Source organism: Streptomyces sp. 5-10, from assembly GCF_014712245.1.
Lineage (GTDB): Bacteria > Actinomycetota > Actinomycetes > Streptomycetales > Streptomycetaceae > Streptomyces > Streptomyces violaceusniger.
The window spans coordinates 154,500-177,848 of record NZ_JACVYG010000014.1 but is presented as its reverse complement, the minus strand read 5'-3'; the positions used below and the strand labels follow the sequence as shown (position 1 = coordinate 177,848).

Below are 23,349 nucleotides of genomic sequence, written 5' to 3'. Positions count from 1 at the left end.
GAGCGCAGCAGGGACCAGCCCACCTCAGCGGCACTCACCCCGGGGTCGGCGTTCACCCGTGCCGCCAGGGCCCGGGCCTGGCCTCGTAACGCCTCCGTACCGCGCGCCGACACCACCCACGGCACCGGCCCACCCACCGGCTCCACCGGCTCCGCCGGCTCCACCGACTCCACCGGCTCCGCCTCGACGGCTTCCACCGCCGCCACCGGCTCATCGGGCGCCTGCTCCACGATGACATGGGCATTGGTCCCGCTGATGCCGAAGGACGAGACCCCCGCTCGCCGCGGATGCTCGCCCTGCGGCCACTCCCGCGCCTCGGCCAGCAGGCGGACATCGCCCGCGTTCCAGTCCACATGGGGTGTCGGTTCGTCGATGTGCAGTGAGGCGGGCAGCACGCCGTGGCGCATCGCCATCACCATCTTGATCACACCGGCCACTCCGGCGGCCGCCTGGGTGTGGCCGATGTTGGACTTGATGGACCCCAGCCACAGCGGACGCCCCTCGGGCCGCTCCTGCCCGTACGTGGCCAGCAGCGCCTGCGCCTCGATCGGATCGCCGAGCGTGGTCCCGGTGCCGTGTCCCTCCACCACATCGACGTCTGTCGGCGACAGCCGGGCGTTGGCGAGCGCCTGGCCGATCACCCGCTGTTGCGAGGGCCCGTTGGGGGCGGTCAGGCCGTTGCTCGTGCCGTCCTGGTTGACCGCGGATCCACGGATCACGGCCAGCACCCGGTGGCCGTTGCGGCGCGCGTCCGACAGCCGTTCCAGCAGCAGTAGCCCGGCGCCCTCGCCCCAGCCGGTGCCGTCGGCCGCCGAGGCGAACGGCTTGCACCGGCCGTCGGCCGCCAGACCGCGCTGACGGGAGAACTCGATGAAGGTGGTCGGCGTGGCCATCACCGTCACGCCACCCGCCAGGGCCATCGTGCACTCGCCCTGCCGCAGCGCCTGGGCGGCCAGATGCATGGCGACCAGTGAGGACGAGCAGGCCGTGTCCACCGTGACCGCCGGGCCTTCGAGGCCGAACGCATACGCCACCCGGCCCGACATGACGCTCGGCGTACCGCCCGCGAGCAGATATCCCTCGACCTCCCGCGCCGAGGAGTTGCCGGAGGCGCCGTAGCCCTGATAGGTGCCGCCCGCGAAGACGCCGGTGTTGCTGCCCGCGAGCGTGTCCCGGTCCAGGCCCGCGCTCTCGAAGGTCTCCCAGGCGGTTTCCAGGAGCAGCCGCTGCTGGGGGTCCATGGCGAGCGCTTCGCGCGGGCTGATGCCGAAGAACGCCGCGTCGAACCCGGCCGCGTCGTGGAGGAAACCGCCCTCGCGGGCATAGCTGGTGCCCAGGCGCTCGGGGTCGGGATCGAAGAGCGTGTCCAGATCCCAGTCACGGTCGGTGGGCATTTCCCCGATGGCGTCCCCGCCCGCGACGACCAGCTGCCACAGCTCCTCCGGCGAGCGCACGCCGCCCGGGTAGCGGCAGGCCATGCCGACGATCGCGATCGGCTCGTCGTCGGCGGCCACGGACGACGTGTGGGTGGTGACGGCGGCCTTCTGCCCCGTGAGTTCGGCGCCCAGGTACGTGGCGAGCGCGCTCGGCGTCGGGTGGTCGAAGACCAGTGCCGGAGCGAGGGCGAGGCCCGTCGTGGCGGCGAGCTGATTGCGCAGCTCGACCGCGGTGAGGGAGTCGAAGCCCAGCTCCTGGAAGGGCTGCCCCGGGGGAACCGCCTCCGGACCGGAGTGGCCGAGGATCGTCGCGGCCAGGGTCTGGATGTGGCGGACCAGGATCTGATGGCGCTGAGCGGCGGGCGCCGCGCTGAGCCGTTGCCGCAGCGGATTGTCGTCGGCGGTGGCCGTGGACGTGGCGGGCTCCGCGCTCGACGGCATCAGCCGGGTGAGGAACGGACTCGGACGCTGCGCGGTGAACGTACGCCCGAACCTCTCCCAGTCGACATCCGCGATCGTGACGGCGGCGTCGTCGTGTGTGAGGGCGTGATGCAGGGACGCGATGGCGAGGTCGGTCGGGAGCGGCGCGAGACCGCGCCGCTTGAGGTGGGAGAGCGTGTGCTGGTCGGCCGCCATGCCCGCCTCGCCCCACGGCCCCCAGGCGAGGCTGGTGGCGGGCAGGCCCCGGGCCCGGCGGTGTTCGGCGAGCGCGTCCAGGTAGGTGTTCGCGGCGGCGTAGGCGGCCTGTTGCCCGCTGCCCCATGTGGCGGCGTTCGACGAGAAGAGAACGAAGGCCGTGAGATCGAGGTCCTGGGTGAGGTCGTGCAGATGAGTGGCGGCCAGGGCCTTGGACCGCAGAACGGACTGCAACCGCCCGGGGTCCAGCTCGCCGATCTGCCCCAGTTCCATCGTGCCGGCGGTGTGGATGACCGCGGTGAGGGGGTGTTCGTCGGGGACGGTGTCGATGAGCCGCCGGAGCGCGTCGCGGTCCGAGACATCACAGGCGGTGATGGTGACGTCCGTCCCCAGAGCCGTGAGCTCATCGCCGAGCTCAGACGCGCCGGGCGCATCGGGCCCGGAACGGCTGACGAGGTGGAGGCGGGGTGCGCCCCGGTGGGCCAGCCAGCGGGCGACCTGGGCGCCGAGACCGCCGGTGCCACCGGTGATGAGCGTGGTGCCCGACGGCTCCCAGGGGGCGGGGGAGGCGTCGGCGGCGGGCACACGGGCGAGGCGGCGCGCGTACGTACCGGTGGCGCGGATGGCCACCTGGTCCTCTGGCTGCCCGGGGGCGAGAAGGGCCGCCAGCCGACCCGCGGTGTGGTGGGTCATGGTGGCGGGCAGATCGATGAGACCGCCCCAGCGGCGCGGATGCTCCAGCGCGGCCACACGGCCGAAGCCCCAGATCTTCGACTGCTCGGGGTGGGGGAGGAGGTCGCCGCGGCCGGTGGCGACAGCGCCTTGCGTGACGCACCACAGCGGCGCGCTGATTCCGGCGTCATCGAGAGCCTGGAGGAGGGCGGTGGTGGCGCCGAGCCCGGCGGACACCGCGGCGTGGCCGGCGAGCGGTTCCTGGTCGAGGGCGAGCAGGCTGATGACCCCGGCGGGCTGGGACTCGTCGGTCAGGTGGTCGAGGCGTTCACGGAGCGCGGCGCGATCGATGTGATGGGCGTCGACCGCGTACGGGAGCGCCGTGGCGCCGTGCGTCCGTAGCGCCTGGAGGGTGACCTGGACCGTGGCGTGCTCCTGCTGACCGGCAGGGGTGACCACCAGCCAGGTGCCCGTCAGGGCCGGGGCGGCCGGGTCGGGGAGCTGTTGCCACGTGGCGCGGTAGCGCCAGGAGTCGATGGTGGAGCGTTCACGGTGCTGCCGCCGCCAGGCGGACAGGACGGGGAGCGCGGGCAGCAGGGCGTCGATGCCGGGGCTGTCCTTGTCCAGCTGGAGTGTGCTGGTGAGGGCGTCGACGTCGAGCTCCTCGATGGCATGCCAGAGCTGCGCCTCGGCCGGGTCCCCGGCAGCCCCCTCGAGGCTCGTACGGGCCGCGGGCGGGGCCAGCCAGAAGCGCTGGTGCTGGAAGGCATACGTCGGCAACCCGACCACCCGGGGGGCCGGGTCGGCGGGGAACCAGCTGGTCCAGTCGACATCGACACCCGCGGTGTGGAGTTGGGCGAGGGTGTGGGTGAGGGCGTGTGTGTCGGGTCGTTTGTGGGTGAGGGTGGAGGTGATGAGGGGTGTTGTGGGGTTGTTCTGGTTGGTGGTGTGGTGGTGGAGGGTGTGGTGGGTTGCGGTGGTGAGGATGGGGTCGGGGCCGAGTTCGAGGTAGACACTGGTGTGGGGTGTGGTGTGGGTGATGGCGGGGTGGAAGTGGACGGGTTGGCGGATGTGTTGGGCCCAGTAGTCGGGGGTTGCGATCTGTTCGTCGGCTGGTTGTCCGGTGAGGTTGCTGATGAGGGGGATGGTGGGTGGGTGGTAGGTGAGCCCGTTGATCGCCTCTTTGAAGGGCGCCAGGATGGGGTCCATCAGGGGGGAGTGGAAGGCGTGGCTGACGGTCAGGTTCCTGGTTTTACGGCCTTTGGCCGCCCAGGTGGCGCTGATTTCGGCGACGAGGTCAACGGGTCCGGAGATGACGGTGTTGGTGGGGGTGTTGAGGGCGGCGATGCTCACCTGGCCGTCGTGTGCGGCGAGGTCGTTGGCGAGTTCGTCGGGGGTGGCGGCGATGGTGGCCATGCCTCCACCTTCGGGAAGCCCTCCCATCAAGGTGGCGCGGGTGGCGACGAGGTGGCAGGCGTCGGGGAGGTCGAAGACTCCGGCGATGTGGGCGGCGGCGATTTCGCCGATGGAGTGTCCGATGACGGCGTCGGGGCGTACGCCGACGGAGTCCAGGAGCCGTGCCAGGGCGATGTGCAGGGCGAACAGCCCGGCCTGGGCGTAGGTGGTGTGGTCCAGCAGCGCCGCCTGTTCGGGGTTGCGGCTGAAGACCAGCTCCCGNGGGGAAGCGGTCGTAGAGTTCGGCGCCCATGCCGGGGCGTTGGCTGCCTTGTCCGCTGAACAGGAACACCGTCTGCCCGACCGCCTCGGCGGCTCCGCCGGGGTGCACCAGGCCGGGGTGGGGTTCTCCGGCGGCCAGTGCCTCCAGCCCTGCCACCAGCTCTTCGCGGTCCTGGCCGATGACCACGGCGCGGTGGTCGAAGAGGGTCCTGGAGCGCAGCAGGGACCAGCCCACCTCAGCGGTACTCACCGCAGGGTCGGCGTTCACCCGTGCCGCCAGGGCCCGGGCCTGGCCTCGTAACGCCTCCGTACCGCGCGCCGACACCACCCACGGCACCGGCCCACCCACCGGCTCCACCGACTCCACGGGCCCGGCCAGCCCCACCGGCCCCGCTTCGGCGTCCCCCTGCACCGTCGCGGCTTCCTCCGGGGCCTGCTCCAGGATCAGATGGGCGTTCGTCCCGCTGATGCCGAACGACGAGACCCCCGCTCGCCGCGGATGCTCGCCCCGTGGCCACTCCCGCGCCTCGGTCAGCAGATGGACATCGCCCGCGCTCCAGTCCACATGGGGTGTCGGTTCGTCGATGTGCAGCGAGGCGGGCAGCACCTCGTGGCGCATCGCCATCACCATCTTGATGACCCCAGCCGCGCCCGCGGCCATCTGCGCGTGTCCGATGTTGGACTTGATGGACCCCAGCCACAGCGGACGCCCCTCGGGCCGCTCCTGCCCGTACGTGGCCAGCAGCGCCTGCGCCTCGATCGGATCGCCCAGCGACGTACCCGTACCGTGCGCCTCGACCGCGTCCACCTCGGAAGCCGACAGCCGGGCGTTGGCGAGCGCCTGCCGGATCACCCGTTGCTGCGAGGGCCCGTTGGGCGCGGTCAGGCCGTTGCTGGCGCCGTCCTGGTTGACCGCCGTGCCCCGGATCACCGCCAGCACCTGGTGGCCGTTGCGCCGCGCGTCCGACAGCCGTTCCAGCAGCAGGACGCCCACGCCCTCGGCCAGGGTCATGCCGTCGCTGTTGGCCGAGAACGCCTTGGACCTGCCGTCCGGCGCGAGCCCCCGCAGCTCGCTGAAGCCGATGAACGGTGCCGTCGAGGACATCACGGCCACGCCCCCGGCCAGCGCCATATCGCATTCGCCCTGCCGGATCGCCTGGCAGGCCAGATGCATGGCGACCAGCGAGGAGGAGCACGCGGTGTCCACCGTCACCGCGGCTCCCTCCAGACCGAGGGTGTACGCCACCCGGCCGGACACCACGCTGGCGGAGTTGCCGATGGTGAAGTAGCCGGCCGAGCCCTCGGGCACCTGGGAGGCGTCGGAGCAGTAGTCGAGGTGATCGCAGCCGATGAAGGTGCCGGTCCGGCTGCCCCGCAGCGACTCCGGGTCGACCCCGGCGTGCTCGATGGCCTCCCAGGACGCCTCGAGGGCCAGCCGCTGCTGCGGCGCCATCCCAAGGGCCTCGCGGGGGCTGATGCCGAAGAACGTGGCGTCGAATCCCGCCGGGTCGTCGATGAAGCCGCCCTCGCGCGTATAACTCGTCCCCGGGTGGTCCGGGTCGGGGTGGAAGAGATTCTCCAGATCCCAATTGCGGTCGGTGGGGAGTTCCGAAATGGCGTCCCGTTCCGTGGCGACCAGTTCCCACAGCTCTTCGGGGGACGTTACGCCTCCGGGGAAGCGGCAGGACATTCCCACGATGGCGACCGGCTCATGCCCCGCGGACTCGACATCCTTCAGACGGCGCTGCGTCTGCCGGAGATCCGCCGTCACCCGCTTCAGATAGTCGAGCAGCTTCTCTTCATTGCTCGCCATGGTCGGCCACCCCCACTTCCCTCGGTCCGGAACGCTGAAACGCTATTGGCGACGGCAGTCGTAACTGCCTTGCAAAGTACTTCCGTCGGGGAAGGTGAAACTCGTGGTGTCCCTGAAATGCCCCGGCCCGAGCACCTGGTAGTCATCCTTGAGATCCAGCTTCACGCCCGTCGTCTGCCCCGAGGCATTCGGTGTGATCACCTGGGTGAGGGGACCCTTGAATATCAGATGGCCGTCCTCCCAGCCGGACGAGGTGTAGTTTCCGGAGGAACCCCAGTTGTCGTGGTACTGGGTGATGAATTTTCCGTCCACGGGATTCCAGCCGAAGGACGAACGGCCGACCACGCTTCCGGGTTCGAGCGTTGCGTCCGTGTACAGGTAATGCCCGCCCATGGCCCGCTTGGTGTTCAGCTTCAGCACCGCCGGCTTTCCGCCCGGCGGTGGGGTGTAGTCGCAGGTGTAGGAGCCGAGCAGAAAGTCCAGATCGCGGATCTGCGGGGGAGCGGGGAGCGGATTCCTGCCGCGCGGTGGGTTGGCTCTGGTATCGGGCTCGGCGTTCACCGGGGAGACGGTGAGCGCGATCAGGCCCACCGCGGCCACACCCACGACACCGGCCGGGACCTGCCGGCTCCACCTCCTCCGTCGGGCCGTGCCCCGGGATTCCCGTTCCCGTTCCTCCGACCTTTCGGTACGCACACTCGACTCCCAACCGTCAATCGGGCGCTGACCTGCGGCTGAGCCGCCTGATCGGCGGCTTGTCCGGATACGGCGACCATCATTTGTGCCGTCGCCAAAGTGGGTCTAACGCCCGGCTTGGTCTGCTCCCGGACGAGAACCTGGCCTCCTCCCGGACGAGAACCTGGCCTCCTCCCGGATGGGACTTGGCTTCCTCACGGATGAGAAAAGGGCATCGCGAAAGAGGAGTCCTGGCCTCGCATTAGCCCAGCTTTAGCCCGCCCACCGACCATGAATGCCGACCATGGCGATGAGGAGGATGACGATGAGCGGCTGGCCGGAGCTGGAGAAGTACATCGATCGGGCCCCCACCTCGAAGGAGATGATGGCCTGGATCGAACTGATCGTCAGCCAGGGCATTCGACGGGCGGGTTATCCGGCCGACGGCTGGACCGAGGAGTGGGCCGCCGAACAGTTCCGGGAGACCGGCCTTGAGGACGTACGGCTGGAGCCGCTGGACACGCCCATCTGGCGGCCGCGGTCCGCCGCCTTCGAGATCTGGCCCACCGACCGGCCCGATGAGGTCATCCGCTTCGAGGGGCTGGCCCTGCCGTACACCACCCCGACCGAGGGCACCGAGGGCCGGCTGGTGCGGATGGAGGACGGGGAGGTGCGGGGCTCCATCGCGGTCCAGGAGATCGCCTTCACCCGGCTGCCGCAGACCGAGGTGCAGGCCCGCGCCACCGGCTCCTACGACCCTGAGGGCGTCTTCCCCGACCTGGTCCAGACCGTGCCCTTCGACCTTCCCCATGTGCTGGACTTCGACATCGCCATCAAGGACGGCGCCACGGCCTATGTCGGCCTGCTCACCGGACTGCCCTGGGAGACCAGCGACTTCTACTGGCCGTATGACGCCGAGCGGCGCTCCATCCCCGGCATCTGGCTGAGTGGCAAGGACGGCCGGCGGGTCCGTGAGCTGATGGCGTCGGGCGAGTGCGAGGGCCGGATCGTCTCCGATGCCACCATCACCGAGGAGACCACCCACAACGTGGTGGGCACCCTGCCCGGCGCCTCCGACCACTGGGTGATCGTCGGCTCACACCACGACGGCCCCTGGGCGTCGGCCGTTGAGGACGCCTCCGGGGTGGCGCTCGTCCTGGCGCAGGCCAAGTTCTGGGCGTCGGTGCCGCAGGACTTGCGGCCGCACAACATGCTGTTCGTGCTGACGTCCGGCCACATGGCGGGCGCCGCGGGCACCCAGGCGTTCATCGCGGCACACCCCGAGCTGTTTCCCCAGGTCGTCCTCGAAATGCATCTGGAACACGCCGCCCGCCAGGCCGAGGTGGTCGACGGGGAGGTCGTGCCCACCGACGACCCCGAGGTGCGCTGGTGGTTCACCACCCAGGCGCCCGAGCTGGAGCAGCTGGTGGCCGAGTCGCTCGCGGCGGAGGACCTGCGCCGCTCGTGGATCCTGTCGCCGACCGCCTTCGCGCCGAATCCGGCCACTGACGGCGCCTACTTCTACTACACGGGTGTGCCGCTGGTGCAGCTGATCACCACGCCCATGTACATCTTCGATCCGCGGGACACCCCGGACAAGGTGGACGAGCAGAGCCTGGTGCCGCTCACCAAGGGGGCGGCGCGGATCATCGCCGGTACGGCGGGCTGTGAGCCCGACACCCTCCGGGTGCCGATCCAGACCGCGGCCGACGAGACGGAGTAGGACCGCGGAGGGAGTAGGACCGCGGAGGGAGTAGGACCGCCGAGGGAGTAGGACCGCCGAACGGGGACGGCCCGCCGCATTCCGGCGGGCCGTCACCCGTCGCCCTACCGGCGACCCGACAGCCGGCACAGCGCCTTGGCGGTTCGGTGCGGATCGCTCTCGGAGCGGGCGGTGAGGACGACCGCGCCCCGCCGCTCGGCACCCTTCTTCGCGGCCACGGCCACCTCCACGTCCACCGAGCCACCGGCCCTGGCGGTGGCGAGACGGTTGGGCAGCCAGGCGGACCAGCCCCGGCCGACGGCCCTCGCCGACAGCCGGTAGACATCCGAGTCCACCGACGTGGCCGGAGCCGTCGCCCGCTCGCCGGTGGCGCGTCCGGTGTTGTCGAGGCCGAAGGTGCACACGGCCCGGGAGCGGGAGGGATCGCCCTTGGCCTCGCCGCGGTGCAGGGCCACTCCGCGGCGCTGCGGTCCGGCGCCGTCGAGGGACTTCACGGCGATGGTGTACGAGAGCACTCCGGACGTGTCGCGCTCGAGGTCGAGCACATAGAAGTGCAGCCGGTTGGCCCGGTCGAGGTACTCGTACTGGCTGCCGGAGTCGGCCCCGGCGTGGAAGAGCGCATCGCTGAGCTGCCGGTAGTCGCCCATGGTGATCTTCTGGGTCGTGCCGTCGGGGCGCCGGAAGTCCACCAGGTCGATGTCCTCGGGGTGGGCGTCGACCACCCAGGCGAACGGGGCCCGGTCCTTGTCCTTGGTCTTGGCCAGCAGCACCCCGTGATCCGGGGTGAACGAGTCCATGCCCATGCGGTCGACGACCTCGACGGTGTAGTTGTCGTAGCCGCCGCCGTCGCACAGCGGGTCGGTGCCGTTGTCGCAGGGCTCCGACAGATCGCCGCCCATGGTGATGTTGACCCCGGAGAGCCCCTTCTCGCCCGGTGGCGCCGAGCGTGCGGTGACCCGGGCGACGACGACCCCGGAGCTCTTCAGCGCATCGCGGTCCAGCCGCAGCACGTTCTTCTCGTCCACGATGCCAAGCTTCAGCTTGTCGCGCAGCACGTGCTGGGAGCCCATCGAGCCCCCGGCCGTGGCGGGGATCTGCCACCGGGTGTGCGGTCCGCCGGGGCCGTTGAAGGAGCCGCGGGAGAGCATGCTCCAGATACCGGTGTACGAACGGCTGAGGGGGGTGCCGTACGGGTTGTTGTAGTTGTCCCCGATGCCCAGTATGTGGCTGAGCTCATGGGCGTACACGGCCATCCCGGAGCTCTCTGCCTGCACCGACGACCCGTCGGCGGCGTTGGGCCAGATGCGGGCGGCGGCCTGCCAGGACGTCCACGGCACATAGCGGGTCCGGGCGGAGTTGTCGCCCGCGGAGGCCGGCGGCCCCCAGGCGGCGGGTATGTCCGGTGCGCCCGGGAACTTCATCGGGCCGAACTCCTGCCAGGTGGACGACTCGTCCTGCCCGGCGGTGAGATAGAAGGCGAAGTCGAACGAGTCCGCCTTGTCGGCGCCGACATCGGCCACCCAGGCGGCCTTGCCGTCCTGCCGGATGTCCTTGCCGCAGGTGTCCCCGGCCGGGCAGGCGCCCGGGTTCATCGAGTCCTCGACGCCGTACTGATAGGACTTGCCCGGCATGCGGTACACGCCGAAGGCGGTCAGATCGACACCGATGCGGCCGCCGGAGTCCTCCATCCAGTACTCGTTGATGGTGTGGCCGTTGTTCAGCGGCCCCGGTGTGTTGAGGAAGTCCTGGTAGAAGCGCGGCAGGCGGTCGCGCGGGATACCGGATGCACTCGGCTGCGGATTGCCGAACAGGGTGGATCCGGCCGGCCGGCTGACCGTGAACTCCTCGTCGGGGTAGTCCAGGAGCACCAGCGCGCCCTTGAAGGTGCGCTGGGTGGGCTTGACGGAGGGGTCCGCCCAGTGCGTACCGGGGACCGCGCGGTAGTCGGCCCAGGTCATGTCGTCGGGATTGCGCCAGTGTTGCGGATCGATCGGCCGCACCAGCGACGGCCGGGCGGGACCGGCCGACGGTGTGCCGTCGGGGGTGGCCCGCGCGGGTCCGGCGGCGATGGCCGCCGCGGTGGCGAGGACGGTGGCGACGACGGTCAACCGGCCGACAGGTCTTCGGGGGAGGATCAAGGCTCACCTCGTGTCGGGCGTCTCGGAGCTCAGACATGACAAGCCGTGCGAGCGGTATGCCTACCGCTGCCCAAAGGTAGGACGGGGGAAGGGGGGACGCCAGAGTGCGTCGGGACGCCGAAGTGCGTCGGGATTGTCGAAGCGCCTCGGGACTGCCGGGCCGTCGCCCGTCGCCCGCCGCCCCCGCTTCGGCCCGCGGATGTCGTCCGGATGACGTCCTGGATGTCGTCCCGGCCCCGGTACCGGAGGACGGCTGCCGGGCCGGCCGGAAAGCGCGATAGCGTGTACAGGCCAACGGGAGCTGCCGCCGCCTGGGACTTCGTCAGCACACCCCGGGAACAGCCCACCCGGAAGGCGAGGTGCGACCGCGCCCCCGGTGCGTACGCGCTCGCCCGAAGCCGGGCACCGGCCCTCCCTCCCGTCCGGCGCGACTCGTGGATACCAGCACTAGGAGCCCTCTTGACCAGCCCAGAACAGCGCACGGCTGACCTGCTCAAGACCTTCGGTGAGCCTGCGGCGAACACCGCGTACCTGCTGTGCGACAGGCACCCGGACGACGCCGTCGCGTTCACGGTGGTGGGCAAGGACATGACCGGCCATGACATGACGTACGGGGAGCTTCGCGACCGTTCCTCGCGCATGGCCGGTGCCCTGGCCGATCTGGGGGTCGGGGTGGGCGACCGCGTCGCCACCTTGATGGGCAAATCCACCGAACTGCTGGTCGCGAGCCTTGCGATCTGGCGGCTCGGGGCCGTCCAGGTGCCGCTGTTCACCGCGTTCGCCCCGCCGGCCATCGCGCTGCGGATCACGGGCAACGACACCAAGGTCGTGATCACCGACGCCGACCAACGCCCCAAGCTGGACCCGGAGTCGGGCTTCCCCGGCGAGCGGCCCTGGCGGATCGTCACCACCGGGCCGGTCACCGAAGCCGATCTGTCCTTCGCGGAGCTGGTCGAGGGGCACGCCCCGCTCTCCGAGCCGGTGTCCGTGGGCGGCGACGGGCTCATCGTGGAGCTGTTCACCTCCGGCACCGCGGGCACCCCCAAGGCCGTCCCGATCCCGCTGTGGGCGGTCGCGAGCTTCGCCATGTACCAGCAGTTCGGCCTGGACCACCAGCCCACCGACGTCTTCTGGAACGCCGCCGACCCGGGCTGGGCGTACGGCCTGTACTACGCGATCATCGGGCCCCTCGCCCTCGGGCAGCGCGGACTGCTGCTGAACGGTCTGTTCTCCGCGGAGTCCACCTGGGAGGTGCTGTCCCGCTTCGGCGTCACCAACTTCGCCGCCGGACCCACCGTCTACCGCAAGCTGCGCGCCTCCGGTATCCCCGCCCCCGCCGATCTGCGGCTGCGCTGCTGCTCCGCGGCGGGCGAACCGCTGCCCCCGGACGTCGTCGACTGGGCGCTCGAGACGCTCGGCGTCCCGGTGCGCGACCACTACGGCTCGACCGAGCTGGGCATGGTGGTCGCCCACGCCTGGCACCCTGCCCTGCGCGAGGAGGTCAAGCCCGGCACCATGGGCCGTCCGCTGCCCGGCTGGAGCGTGAAGGTGCTGCGCGAGGACACCAACTCCGCGATGGCCCGCGTGGACGTTCCCGGCCGGGTCGTGGTGGACATCGCCGACAGCCCGCTGATGTGGTTCAAGGGCTACCGCGACGCCCCCGAGCAGACCGCGGAGAAGTTCAGCCCCGACGGGCGCTGGTTCTACACCGGTGACACCGCCGCCCGCGACGAGGAGGGACGGCTGTTCTTCTCCGGGCGCGGCGACGACATCATCCTGATGGCGGGCTACCGCATCGGCCCCTTCGAGGTGGAGACCGTGCTGCTGGAGCACGCGGCGGTGGCGGAGGTCGCCGTGGTCGGCGTGCCGGACGAGGAGTACGGCGAGGTCGTGGAGGCGTTCGTCGTGCCGCGTCCCGGGATCGAGGCGGGCGACGCGCTCGTGGCCGAGCTGCAGCAGCTGGTCAGGGAGCGGTACGCCAAGCACGCCTATCCGCGGCGCGTGCACTTCGTGGCCGAGCTGCCGAAGACCTCCAGCGGCAAGACGCAGCGGTACCTGCTGCGCCCGCAGCAGGCCACACCGCGGAGCCGCTGAGCCGGCCCGAGGCCGCCCGAGGCGGTGTGAACGACCGGGCACCGCGTACGCCCCGGCGCCCCGTGTACGTACACGGGGCGCCGGGGCGTTTCCGTGGTCCCTGGGCAGGTCCCCAGGCGGGTCCCGCGGCGGGGCCGGTGGCCGAGGCCCGAGGCGCGTCCCGAGGCCGGGACCCCGAGGGTCAGCCCCGGGACCGGGACAGCGCCTCCCGCACCGCCTCCTCGGTGCGCCCCACCACCGCCGAACCGTCGTCCGCCGTGATGATGGGCCGCTGGATGAGCTTGGGGTGCTCGGCGAGTGCCGCGATCCAGCGACCCCGGGCGCTCTCCTCACGCGGCCAGTCCTTCAGGCCCAGCTCCTTCGCGGCGGCCTCCTGGGTCCGGGTGATGTCCCACGGCTCCAGCCCGAGTCGGTCGAGCACCGCGCGGATCTCGTCCTGGCTCGGTACGTCCTCGAGATAGCGGCGCACGGTGTAACCGGCGCCCTCCGCGTCGAGCAGGGTGAGCGCGCTACGGCACTTCGAGCATGCCGGATTGATCCAGATCTCCATGCCGGACACGGTACCGCGAGACCGCCGTGGAATGGCGCCTGACCAGGGGCCTTTGTCAGTACCCGGCCGTAGAATGGAGGGAGTTGAAGGGAAGGTTTCCCGACCGACTCAGGAGGTTGCCGATGGCCGTTGCCGGACCCCCTCTTCAGGATCTGCCGACCTTTCCGACCCTACCGAAGAAGCGGATGCCGGCCGGGCGACCGCGTGAGTGGTACGAGTCCCACAACCGCCGTCTGAAGGCCATGCGCCTGGCCATCGCGCTGCTCAACTCCGGTGTCTACCGACCCGAGCAGGCGTCCAACCGCAAGATACGGTCGACGGCCGCCCGGATCGGCGTGCATCCGCCGTCCAACACCACCTGCCGGATGGTGCGCTCCCTCATCCGCACCGACCACACAGAGCACACCGACCGCGCCGCCCGCCGCTGAAACCCATAAGGTCCGTCGCGCCTCCGGTTCCTTTCCGTCCGACGGAAAGGAACCGGAGGCTTCCGGGAATCCCGTGGTGTCGGACCGGGTGGGAATTGAGGGGCGGAGAGTGCCGGGGAAATGTTCCGCGGAGAGCCGCGGTGGCGTTCCGGATATCCGGTGGTGCGGACTCGCCGCAAGGTTTCTCCGCTCTTCCCCGCCCCTCTCCCGTTGCGAGGGGGCAGGCGCGGGCGCACGCTCTCCTTGACGGAGGGAGTCAGCGATGACCCAGCAACCGCCGTCGGAGGTGGTCGACCGCCCGGTCGTCGGCTCGTACCCGACCTACGCCGGCGCCCAGCGCGCGGTGGACTTCCTGGCCGACAACAAGTTCCCGGTGGAGCACACGGCGATCATCGGCTCGGACCTCCGGATGGTCGAGACCGTGCTCGGGCGGCTGACCAGGGGCCGGGCGGCGCTCGCGGGTGCCGGTACGGGGGCGTGGTTCGGGCTGCTGATCGGGCTGCTGCTGTCCGTGTTCGCCGCGGGGGCCCACAACGTGATCGTGCTGCTGGTCAGCGGCCTGGTCTACGGCGCGGTATTCGGCGCGATCTTCGGTTTCGTCGGGCACGCCATGACCGGAGGGCGGCGCGATTTCTCGTCCCGCAGCCAGATCGTGGCCGCGCGCTATGAGGTGGTCGCGGACGCCCAGGTCGCCGATGAGGCGAAGAACATGCTGGCCAGGCTGGCGATGCGGGAGGGCTGAGCGGCTTCGGGGGCTTCCGGGGGCCCGTGCGCGTACGGCGCACCATGCGTTCGGTGAGCTGCGCCCCGCGCCGTATGGCGGCGATGCCGCGCGGTACGACGGCGACCCTGGCCGTATGGCGGCGACCCCGCCCTATGGCGTCGGCCACGGCGGCGGTACGGCCGCCACCGACACCGGGCCCCGGCGGGCCGCTCCCGCCCCGTCCGCCGAGGCCGGGCATGTCCCGGCCGCGCCCGAGACCAAGCCGCGCGAACCCATGACCGGTATGGACATGGCCTCGCTGTGTGTCGCGGTGCTCGGCGTCTGGGTGCTCGGAGCGCTCCTGCGCGCGGTGCTCGCCCGCCGGGGCGGTCCGCCGCTGCCAGCACGCCCCATGGAACAGTCAACACTTGGCAAAAAGAGGTATATCGACATGTCAGCTTCGCGCGGATGATGATCCCGCGTCATGAGCAGGCCCTGGAGATGGCCGGACTGGTCGACGACCGTGAAGAGCCGGTCCGCCGAGGTCGCCACCTTGCGGACCCTGCTCGACCGGCTCTGAGCCGCCGCACGCCCCGCCCCGGGCCGTGCGGGCCCTCCGTACGCCCGGGGCGGTCCCTGGGGCGCGCTCGCGGTGCTACATCCCGGGGGTGCGGCCCAGCAGGGGAGGCAGCAGCGGTAAGCCCACCGCGACCGCCGCCACCGCGCCGCGCGGCGCCGGGTGCGGGCGCCGCCGGGCGTCCAGCATCCGCCGCAGCCGGACCACGGCGCCCGGTCCGCCGACGGTGAAGGCCCCGCCGGGAGCGTGGGAGCCATGGCCCGCCGCCATCGTGTGGAGGGCGGAGACGAGCGCCTGGCGCGGATGGCGGCGCGGCGCGCGGTCGTCGGCGGCCATCTCCAGCAGGAGCGCCGTCCGCGCCCTGGCCTCGCGCGCCGGCGGCAGCCACCGGAACACCCGCGCGAACGCCTCCGTGGCCGCCGGCGCCAGATGGTGGCGGCCCGCGATATGCGCGCGCTCATGTTCCCGTGCGGACTCCAGCCGCGCGGGGGAGAGCAGTCGCAGCGCGCCCGTGCTCACCACGATCCGCGGCCCGCGGCCGGGCAGGCAGTAGGCCGCGGGCGTGTCGTGGTCCAGAACGCGCGCGGCCGCGCCGAGCGCCGGCCGACCATGTCCAGAACGCCCCGGTGGCGGGCGCGGACGCGCCGGGCCCGCAGCACCTCATGGCCGAAGCAGATGAGCGGAACCAGTGCCACCGAGGCCGGTACGGCGACGGCCGGAACGTCGAACGGGCCCGTGCCCGGGATCCAGGCGTCCAGCGTCACCCCACGGAACCGGAGCAAGCCGGACATTCCATTAGGAAGATGCCAAGTCGGGGTGACGAGGTGATAAGTGGTCAGAGCGAGCGCGATGGTGAGCGACAGGATCAATCCCTGCCAAACGGCAACCGCCAAGGCGGGTGCGCGATGCGGCCAGGCGCTGCGCACCAGCGCCTTCGGGGCCACTGGGCCGACGACGGCGGCGTAACAGGCCAGGGCGAGGGCGGCCGTCACGCCCTGGTCCGCCGCCCCGCGGCCCGCAGGGCCTTGCGCAGCGCGCTGACCTCCTCGGGGCCCATCTGCTCGACGAAGTGGGTGAGGGCGGCGGAGCGGTCCTCGCTGGTGCCGAGGGCGTCCTCCATCAGTGCCGCGGTGTACTCCTCGCGGCTGCGGACCGGTGAGTACACCCACGCCCGGCCCTCCTTGGCGCGCAACAGCCAGCCCTTGTTGTAGAGGATGGAGGCGACGGTCATCACCGTGGTATAGGCGACCGGGCGGTGCTCGTTGATGTCGTCCACGATCTCCCGCACCGTCGTGGGACGCTGCCAAGCCCAGAGGCGGTCCATGATCTCCGCCTCGAGCTCCCCCAACCGTCGCATGGACGCATCCTTCCGCCGTTAGTACGGAGGCCCATAGTAGAGACCCCTCAGCGGGGCGCCGCACCCGGCTGTGGAAAAATCCTCAACTCACCCTGCCCGCGATAGGCTTGACGCCACGCGCATTCAAATCCGCACGGTTCGAGGGAAGGGAAGTCCGGGTGACTGGTCTCAACAAGGGGCTTCAGAAAATCGAGGTGGCGCTCAAGTGGGATCCGAGCCCCCTCGGTGAGCCGCCCCATGATCTCGACATCGTGGCCGGGACGTACCGCGCCGCCGATCCGTACGGTGCGCCCGCGTACCTCGTCCACTTCGACAGCCGTTCACCGGACGGCACCATCAACCTCAACAGGGACAGCCGCACCGGTCAGGGCCTTGGCACCGATGAGTCCATGACCCTCGAGCTCGAGCGGCTGTCGTCCGAATACGCTCGGGTGGTCGTCGGGATAACCATCCAGCAGGGCGCGGGGCGGAAGACGTTCGGGGATGTTCCGAACACCAGTGTCCGGATTCTCAACGGATACACCGAACTCATGGCGAGCGACTTCACCGGTGTCTCAGAAGCCACTTCCGCCACGGTCGCGGTATTCACCCGGGACGACGCGGGGGAATGGGGAATTCAGAGCGCTATTCGTGGATTCGACGCGGATCCGGAAGGCTTTGGGCAGCTCATGGGCAAGGACTATTCCTGAGCGTACGGGCGGACTTCCCGAGGGCTTCCTGAGCTTCCTGAGCGGCCGGGCGCCCGATGCGGCACGGGGCCCGCACCATACGTCGTGCGGACCCCGTGTCGATTCCGGACATCAGGTCAGATGTCGGATCCGGGTCCGATCGGCGGGCGGCCCGGAGCGCGCGGCCCCCGGGTGAGGGTGTAGCCGCCCACCCCGGCGAGCGCCGCCAGCGCCGCGCCGATCACGGTCCACACCCACCGGTCCGACCACCAGCCGGAGCCCCAGCCGTCCTCCGGCTCGGCGACCGCGTGCCGGACCTCCCCGCCCTTGTCGTTCGGGGAATCCGAGGCCGTGTTGTCGTCCGGCGGCTCGGAGTCCGTCCCGGGGGCCGTTCCGGCCCGCAGCACCGGATTGAGCGGGGCCACGTCCCCGCCGTCGGCACGCGCCCCACCCGCGTCCCGTACGGACGCCTCGACCTCGGCGTCGATCGGCAGCCCGAGGTCCTGGGCGGGCAGGTCGACCACGGTGAGCCGCACGTAATACGCGCCCTGCAGAGGGTCGTTGGCCCAGCGCTCGGACCAGGACCGCACCTGGCGCAGGGTGCAGCTCACGGTGACCGTCTGATCCTGCTGGGCCGCCCGGCGCGCCGGAGTGCCCGAGGCGCACGGCTGGTGGCGGCGCAGACCGTCGTAGACATCCAGCTGCCAGGTGGCGCTGCCGTGCCGGCTCGAGGCGTCGGGCAGCTTCAGCTCCGCCTCGACCTCGGGCACCTGCCCGGCGGCGGCCGGGAACACCCAGTACAGATAGTCGCCGGTGGAGGCCGCCGCGGTGGCCCGCTGACCGGGCTCGATCTCGGTGGCGGTACGGAAGTTCGTGCCCGCCTCGGTGGGCGCCTCGGTGCCGCTCTTGCCGTCCGTGCCGCCTGTGCCATCCTTACCGTCCGCGGCGGCCGGTGCGGCGGCGGTCAGCCAGGCGGCGGCGCCCAGGGTGAGCGCGGCGCCCAGGGTACGCAGGGCTCGCATCAGTTGGACCTCCAGACGGTGACACGCCAGCGGGCCAGCCAGCCCCACAGCAACCCCACGAGCAGCCCGCCCACGGTGAGCACACCCAGCAGCACCCAGCCCCGGCCCAGGCCGAAGGCGGCCACATCGGCGGGCGGATCGTCGTTGTCCACCACATCGACGGCGAGCTCCACCGGAAGGCCCGGAGTGCGCTTGACGGAGGCGGGCGCGGAGAACGACTGGCTCAGCTCGACGCACACCGTCCGCGCCGTCACCTCCTCGTCGTCGTCCACATCCGCGACCGGATAGCGCAGCCCGCTGGAGATGACGTCCGTACGGCCGCCGCCCGCCTCGCTGCCGCGCACCAGCTCCCGGCCGCCCGGGGTCACCGCACGCACCAGCACGCCGTAGTCCGGGTCCACGGCGCGGTCCACGGCCACGCTCGCCGAGGCCCGCAGCTCCTGACCGGGTGCCACCCGCATCCGGTACCAGCGGTGTTCCCCGAAGCTCTCCCGGTCGCTGTACAGGCCGGAGCCCAGATACGGGGCCTTCGCGCACTGGGCGGCGCCCCGCACCGGCGTGGGCGTCTCCACGGGGGTGTCGGCGGAGCGCCGGACCAGCTGCTTGATACGGCTGGAGAGCTGGTCCCGGTGCTGGATCGCCGTATACGTGCCACCGGTGGCCTCGGCGATACAGCTGAGCTGCTCGCGGACCTTGTGGTCCAGTGTCAGCCCGAGCGTGTCGACGACCAGGTGGGTTCCCTGGGCGGCCAGTTCACGGGCCACATCGCACGGGTCCGGCAGACCACAGGAGTCCTCGCCGTCCGTGATCAGCACGATCCGGCGGGTCCCCTCGCCGCCGGAGAGGTCCTTGGACGCGCCGCGCAGCGCGAGCCCGATGGGCGTCCAGCCGGTGGGGCGCAGCGTGGCGACGGCCGCCTTGGCCTCGGTGCGGTCCACCTGGCCCACCGGGTAGAGCCGCTCGCTGTCCTGGCAGCCGGCCTTGCGGTCCTTGCCGGGGTAATTGGCGCCGAGGGTGCGGATGCCCAGCCGCACCTCTTCGGGTGTGGCGTCCAGCACCTCGTTGAACGCCTGCTTCGCTGCCGCCATCCGGGTGTCGCCGTCGACGTCGCGGGCCCGCATGGAGCCGCTGACATCGAGCACCAGCTCGACCTTGGGGGAATCGGGAGCCGGTTCGCCGGCCATGGCGGCGGGAGGGGATATCAGGCCGCAGGCGAGGGCCGCGAGCAGCCCCAACGCGCCTGTCGCCAGACGTTTCTTTATGATCACCGGCGCATCCTATGGAGCATCGTCAAACTGATCCAAAAGCCCGGCCGCCACGGCCGGGGCATACCGCGCCGGGTGTACGGGCGGTGTCCGGGTACTCCTCGGGGAGTGGACGAGAATCCGTCTGGTGTCAGCCGCGGCGTTTGCCTCCTCCTCTTAGGGTTCAGACATGGATCTCCGAAAGACCCGGCCGAGGGGCCGGCGCCTGGCCGCCGCCGTGGCCGCCGCTGTCCTCCTCGTGGGCGCGGGCACCTGGGCGGTCGCCGCCTCCGGTGACCGGCCGGCCGTGCACCGCCAGGACCGCGTGCTGGACATGCCGGGCGCGCGCATCGACACCTCGTACTTCACCGCGGGCACCGGCCGCAGGCCCGCGGTCCTGCTCGGCCACGGCTTCGGCGGCAGCAAGGAGGACGTACGCGACCACGCCGAGGAACTGGCCCGCGACGGATACGCCGTGCTGACCTGGTCGGCGCGTGGCTTCGGCAGATCCACGGGGAAGATCGGGCTCAATGATCCGGACCACGAGGTGGCCGATGTCCGGCGGCTGATCGACTGGCTGGCGAAACGTCCCGAGGTGCGGCTCGACGGTCAGGGCGACCCCCGGGTGGGCGTCGCCGGCGCCTCGTACGGCGGGGCGATCTCCCTGCTCGCCGCCGGATACGACCGTCGGGTGGACGCCATCGCGCCCGAGATCACCTACTGGAACCTCGCCGACGCGCTCTTCCCGAACGGCGTCTACAAGAAGCTCTGGGCCGGGCTGTTCTTCACCACCGGCTCGGCCGACCTCACCGGCGCCCAGGGCGGCCAGGGGGACGCCGGCGGCGCGGGAGGCTCAGGCGGGGGGATGGGCCCGGGAGGCCAGGGAGGCCCGGGAGGCCAGGGAGGTCAAGGTCAGGGAGGCGGAGGCGGCGGGACGGGCCAAGGGGCCCAGACGGGCCCGGGAGGCCCGAACGGCGGGGGAGAGGCCAGGACGGACCAGGGCCAGGGCTGCGGTCGCTTCGAGAAGCAACTGTGCGAGATGTACGAGCGGGTCGCGGTCGCCGGAAAGCCCGACGCCGCCGCCCGCCGGCTGCTCGAGGCCCGCAGCCCGTCCGCCGTCGCCGACCGGATCAAGGTCCCCACGCTGATCCTCCAGGGGCAGGCCGACTCCCTCTTCCCCCTCGCCCACGCCGACGCCATGGCGAAGGCGATCCGGGCCAACGGGGCGCCGGTCGCCGTCGACTGGACGGCCGGCGGACATGACGGCGGCGACCGCGAGACCTCGCGGGTGGCGGCCCGCACCGAAGCCTGGTTCGACCGCTACCTCAAGGGCGACAAGGGCACCGACACCGGACCCGCCTTCCGGATCAGCCGCACCGGCGGCATCGACACCACCAACGGCGCGGTCCAGTTGCGCGGCGCCACCGGCGAGCGCTATCCCGGCCTCGGCGACGGCGACCGGACGGTGGCGCTGCGCGGACGCGAGCAGTCGTTCGCCAACCCGCCCGGGGCGGGGCCGCCCTCCATCTCCACCGTGCCGGGCATCGCCGGACTGTCCCAGGCGTCCTCGCTCGGCGTCGGCCTCTCCCTCGACGTCCCCGGCCAGTTCGCCCGGTTCGACTCGGCGCCGCTGGACCGGCCCCTGCGGATCACCGGATCGCCCGAGGTGAAGGTGCGGGTCAAGGCCGACACGGACGACGCCGTGCTCTTCGCCAAGGTCTACGACGTGGGGCCGGACGGACAGCAGGTGCTGCCCGAGCAGTTGGTCGCGCCGGTGCGCGTCGACGGCGCGAAGCAGGGGCGTACCGTCACCGTCCGGCTGCCCGCCGTGGACCACGAGCTCATCGCGGGCCACCGGCTCCGGCTCGTCCTCGCCTCCACCGACCTCGGCTACGCCTCCCCGGTCGAGCCCGCCACCTACACGGTCGGGCTCGCGGACGGCGGTCTGAAGGTGCCCACCGCGCCCGGGGTGCACACCCAGCCCGCCCCGCTGCCCGCATGGGTGTGGGGGCTGCCGCTCGGCGCGGCCGTGGTGGCGCTCGCGCTGCTGCTGACCGGCAGGCGGCGTACGGCCACTCCGCCGCCCGACCCCGAACTGGCCGACGTACCCCTGCAGATCACCGGTCTGAGCAAGCGCTACGCCAAGTCCGCCGACCGCTACGCGGTGCGCGACCTGTCCTTCCGCGTCGAGAAGGGGCAGGTGCTCGGGCTCCTCGGGCCCAACGGCGCGGGCAAGACCACCATCTTGCGGATGCTCATGGGGCTCATCGCCCCCGACGACGGCGAGATCCGGGTCTTCGGCCAGGCCATCAGGCCCGGCGCGCCCGTGCTCTCCCGCGTGGGCGCCTTCGTCGAGGGGGCGGGCTTCCTGCCGCATCTGACCGGCAGCGCCAACCTGGAGCTGTACTGGCGGGCCACCGGCCGCCCCGCCGCCGACGCCCATATCGAGGAGGCCCTGGAGATCGCGGGCCTGGGCAGCGCGCTGGAGCGTGCCGTACGCACCTACTCCCAGGGCATGCGGCAGCGGCTGGCCATCGCCCAGGCCATGCTGGGCCTGCCCGATCTGCTGATCCTCGACGAACCGACCAACGGCCTCGACCCGCCGCAGATCCGCGAGATGCGCGAGGTGATGATCCGGTATGCCGCCGCGGGGCGCACGGTGATCGTTTCCAGCCATCTCCTGGCGGAGGTCGAGCAGTCCTGCACCCATCTGGTCGTGATGGACCGCGGCCGGCTGATCCAGGCGGGTCCGGTCGGCGAGATCACCGGTAATGGCGGCAGTGTGCTGGTGGGCCACGACGGCGAGTTGAGCGAGGCCCTGGTGGGCAAGGTGGACGCGCTGCCCGGGGTCGGCTCCGCCCGCCGCACCGCCGACGGACTGCTCGTCCAGCTCGACGGGACCACCCCGGCGCGGCTGCTCGCCGAACTGGTGCGGCTGGAGATCCCGGTGACCAGCTTCGGGCCCAACCGGCGTCTGGAAGACGCGTTCTTGACGCTGATCGGAGGAGGATCCGCGTGAGCTCCCTGTCCCAGGCCACCGAGGTCGCGCCCGGCTACCGGGCCGGCCACACCCTGCCGCTGCGGGTCGAGGCCGTACGGCAGCTGCGCCGTCGCCGAACCCTGGTGATGGGCCTGGTGCTGGCCTTGCTGCCGTTCGTCCTCGTGGTCGCGTTCGCCATCGGCGGCACCCCCGAGGGGCGGGAGAACCGGGTCACCCTGATGACCACGGCCACCGCCTCCGGCGCCAACCTCGCCGCCACCGCGCTGTTCGTCTCGGCCGCCTTTCTGCTGGTGGTGCCGGTCGCGCTGTTCTGCGGCGACACCGTGGCCTCCGAGGCCAGCTGGTCCTCGCTGCGCTATCTGCTGGCCGCGCCCGTGCCCCGGGCCCGGCTGCTGGTGAGCAAGCTGGCGGTGGCCCTGGTGTTCAGCGCGGCCGCCATGGTGCTGCTGCCGCTGGTCGCGCTCGCGGTGGGCACCGTGGCGTACGGCTGGGGGCCGCTGCGGATGCCCACGGGCGGTGAGCTGCCGGTCGGGGACGCCCTCGTCCGGCTGGCCCTGGTGGTGCTGTACATCTTCCTGTCCCAGCTGGTCACGGCCGCCCTGGCGTTCTGGCTCTCGACCGTCACGGACGCGCCGCTGGGCGCGGTGGGCGGCGCGGTGGGGCTCACCATCGTGGGCAATGTGCTGGACGCGGTCACCGCGCTCGGCTCGTGGCGCGACTTCCTGCCCGCGCACTGGCAGTTCGCGTGGGCGGACGCACTCCAGCCCCACATGGAGTGGGGCGGGATGGTGAAGGGCGTCTCGGTGTCCGTGGCGTACGCGCTGGTGCTCTTCGCGCTCGCCTTCCGCGGCTTCGGCCGCAAGGACGTGGTGTCCTAGCCCGGCCACGGCTGCTGCTCCGGACCCGGCTACGGCTGCTGGCCCGGCTACGGCTCC

Annotated in this window: 17 protein-coding genes and 2 pseudogenes; 8 read left to right on the top strand and 11 right to left on the bottom strand. The window is 71.7% G+C overall.

The annotated features are described in order from the left end of the window. From IEJ02_RS18720 to IEJ02_RS18710, 4 genes and pseudogenes are all read right to left on the bottom strand, one after another. Window positions 1-4,328: SDR family NAD(P)-dependent oxidoreductase (locus tag IEJ02_RS18720; protein ID WP_263407955.1), on the bottom strand; the 4,328-nt coding region annotated here is incomplete at its 3' end. Window positions 4,329-4,629: 301 nt separating this feature from the next. Continuing rightward, window positions 4,630-6,111: pseudogene (locus IEJ02_RS18715) on the bottom strand (type I polyketide synthase); the annotation flags it as partial. A gap of 69 nt (window positions 6,112-6,180) precedes the next feature. Continuing rightward, window positions 6,181-6,234, bottom strand: a pseudogene (locus tag IEJ02_RS51080) (polyketide synthase docking domain-containing protein); the annotation flags it as partial. A 42-nt stretch (window positions 6,235-6,276) separates the two neighbouring features. Then, the gene (locus IEJ02_RS18710; RefSeq protein WP_317985836.1) at window positions 6,277-6,825 is read right to left on the bottom strand and encodes a hypothetical protein; all 549 of its coding nucleotides are present in this window, start codon (window positions 6,823-6,825) and stop codon (window positions 6,277-6,279) included. Window positions 6,826-7,234: 409 nt separating this feature from the next. Here IEJ02_RS18710 and IEJ02_RS18705 point away from each other — a divergent pair, with 409 nt between their 5' ends. Next, complete coding sequence (locus IEJ02_RS18705; protein ID WP_191065918.1) at window positions 7,235-8,632, top strand: M28 family metallopeptidase; 1,398 nt, start codon at window positions 7,235-7,237, stop codon at window positions 8,630-8,632. Window positions 8,633-8,736: 104 nt separating this feature from the next. On the opposite strand, the gene IEJ02_RS18700 is transcribed toward IEJ02_RS18705, so the two are convergent. Then, on the bottom strand, window positions 8,737-10,740 hold the full coding sequence (locus tag IEJ02_RS18700; protein ID WP_223864039.1) for a M6 family metalloprotease domain-containing protein: 2,004 nt from the start codon (window positions 10,738-10,740) through the stop codon (window positions 8,737-8,739). 489 nt (window positions 10,741-11,229) lie between these two features. Here IEJ02_RS18700 and IEJ02_RS18695 point away from each other — a divergent pair, with 489 nt between their 5' ends. Further along, window positions 11,230-12,864 (top strand): AMP-binding protein, encoded by a 1,635-nt coding sequence (locus tag IEJ02_RS18695; RefSeq protein WP_191065916.1) that lies wholly within the window; start codon window positions 11,230-11,232, stop codon window positions 12,862-12,864. 181 nt (window positions 12,865-13,045) lie between these two features. Here the strand turns inward: IEJ02_RS18695 and IEJ02_RS18690 are convergent, their stop codons facing one another. Continuing rightward, the gene (locus tag IEJ02_RS18690; RefSeq protein ID WP_137981543.1) at window positions 13,046-13,414 is read right to left on the bottom strand and encodes an arsenate reductase family protein; all 369 of its coding nucleotides are present in this window, start codon (window positions 13,412-13,414) and stop codon (window positions 13,046-13,048) included. Window positions 13,415-13,536: 122 nt separating this feature from the next. Between IEJ02_RS18690 and IEJ02_RS18685 the strand changes: the two genes are divergently transcribed. From IEJ02_RS18685 to IEJ02_RS18675, 3 genes are all read left to right on the top strand, one after another. Next, window positions 13,537-13,842 (top strand): hypothetical protein, encoded by a 306-nt coding sequence (locus IEJ02_RS18685; RefSeq protein ID WP_191065915.1) that lies wholly within the window; start codon window positions 13,537-13,539, stop codon window positions 13,840-13,842. A 262-nt stretch (window positions 13,843-14,104) separates the two neighbouring features. Further along, entirely contained in the window at window positions 14,105-14,584 is a 480-nt protein-coding gene (locus IEJ02_RS18680) for a YflT domain-containing protein (RefSeq protein WP_191065914.1), read from the top strand. Window positions 14,585-14,699: 115 nt separating this feature from the next. Then, window positions 14,700-15,017, top strand: coding sequence for a hypothetical protein (locus tag IEJ02_RS18675; protein ID WP_191065913.1), 318 nt, complete (start codon window positions 14,700-14,702; stop codon window positions 15,015-15,017). A 183-nt stretch (window positions 15,018-15,200) separates the two neighbouring features. On the opposite strand, the gene IEJ02_RS50405 is transcribed toward IEJ02_RS18675, so the two are convergent. The 3 genes from IEJ02_RS50405 to IEJ02_RS18665 form a co-directional block, all read right to left on the bottom strand. Then, window positions 15,201-15,641, bottom strand: a complete 441-nt coding sequence (locus IEJ02_RS50405) for a M48 family metalloprotease (protein ID WP_317985835.1) — start codon at window positions 15,639-15,641, stop codon at window positions 15,201-15,203. Continuing rightward, window positions 15,638-15,913, bottom strand: coding sequence for a hypothetical protein (locus IEJ02_RS50400; protein WP_317985834.1), 276 nt, complete (start codon window positions 15,911-15,913; stop codon window positions 15,638-15,640). Before IEJ02_RS50400 ends, IEJ02_RS50405 begins: the two co-directional genes overlap by 4 nt. Window positions 15,914-16,110: 197 nt before the next feature. Then, window positions 16,111-16,479: a BlaI/MecI/CopY family transcriptional regulator gene (locus IEJ02_RS18665; protein ID WP_069860587.1), complete on the bottom strand. Its 369-nt coding sequence runs from the start codon at window positions 16,477-16,479 to the stop codon at window positions 16,111-16,113. A 107-nt stretch (window positions 16,480-16,586) separates the two neighbouring features. On the opposite strand from IEJ02_RS18665, the gene IEJ02_RS18660 reads away from it, so the two are divergent. Next, complete coding sequence (locus IEJ02_RS18660) at window positions 16,587-17,168, top strand: TerD family protein (RefSeq protein ID WP_223864038.1); 582 nt, start codon at window positions 16,587-16,589, stop codon at window positions 17,166-17,168. A 116-nt stretch (window positions 17,169-17,284) separates the two neighbouring features. Here IEJ02_RS18660 and IEJ02_RS18655 read toward each other — a convergent pair whose 3' ends face one another. Both IEJ02_RS18655 and IEJ02_RS18650 read right to left on the bottom strand, forming a co-directional pair. Next, window positions 17,285-18,169, bottom strand: coding sequence for a hypothetical protein (locus IEJ02_RS18655; protein ID WP_191065912.1), 885 nt, complete (start codon window positions 18,167-18,169; stop codon window positions 17,285-17,287). Further along, entirely contained in the window at window positions 18,169-19,437 is a 1,269-nt protein-coding gene (locus IEJ02_RS18650) for a VWA domain-containing protein (RefSeq protein WP_191065911.1), read from the bottom strand. The genes IEJ02_RS18655 and IEJ02_RS18650 overlap by 1 nt, the downstream gene beginning before the upstream one ends. Before the next feature lie 166 nt (window positions 19,438-19,603). Between IEJ02_RS18650 and IEJ02_RS18645 the strand changes: the two genes are divergently transcribed. Together IEJ02_RS18645 and IEJ02_RS18640 are read left to right on the top strand one after the other, a co-directional pair. Continuing rightward, window positions 19,604-22,432 carry an alpha/beta fold hydrolase gene (locus IEJ02_RS18645; RefSeq protein WP_191065910.1) on the top strand — a complete coding sequence of 943 codons (2,829 nt, stop codon included), beginning with the start codon at window positions 19,604-19,606 and terminating at the stop codon, window positions 22,430-22,432. 5 nt (window positions 22,433-22,437) lie between these two features. After that, window positions 22,438-23,292: an ABC transporter permease gene (locus IEJ02_RS18640; RefSeq protein ID WP_223864055.1), complete on the top strand. Its 855-nt coding sequence runs from the start codon at window positions 22,438-22,440 to the stop codon at window positions 23,290-23,292. The last annotated feature ends 57 nt before the right edge of the window (window positions 23,293-23,349 follow it).

Coding starts and splice junctions, on each gene's coding strand:
- IEJ02_RS18665 (WP_069860587.1), bottom strand. CDS start 16,479: ATGCGACGGTTGGGGGAGCTCGAGGCGGAGATCATGGACCGCCTCTGG.
- IEJ02_RS18690 (WP_137981543.1), bottom strand. CDS start 13,414: ATGGAGATCTGGATCAATCCGGCATGCTCGAAGTGCCGTAGCGCGCTC.
- IEJ02_RS50400 (WP_317985834.1), bottom strand. CDS start 15,913: ATGTCCGGCTTGCTCCGGTTCCGTGGGGTGACGCTGGACGCCTGGATC.
- IEJ02_RS18645 (WP_191065910.1), top strand. CDS start 19,604: ATGGATCTCCGAAAGACCCGGCCGAGGGGCCGGCGCCTGGCCGCCGCC.
- IEJ02_RS18675 (WP_191065913.1), top strand. CDS start 14,700: ATGGCGGCGACCCCGCCCTATGGCGTCGGCCACGGCGGCGGTACGGCC.
- IEJ02_RS18705 (WP_191065918.1), top strand. CDS start 7,235: ATGAGCGGCTGGCCGGAGCTGGAGAAGTACATCGATCGGGCCCCCACC.
- IEJ02_RS18685 (WP_191065915.1), top strand. CDS start 13,537: ATGGCCGTTGCCGGACCCCCTCTTCAGGATCTGCCGACCTTTCCGACC.
- IEJ02_RS18680 (WP_191065914.1), top strand. CDS start 14,105: ATGACCCAGCAACCGCCGTCGGAGGTGGTCGACCGCCCGGTCGTCGGC.
- IEJ02_RS18655 (WP_191065912.1), bottom strand. CDS start 18,169: ATGCGAGCCCTGCGTACCCTGGGCGCCGCGCTCACCCTGGGCGCCGCC.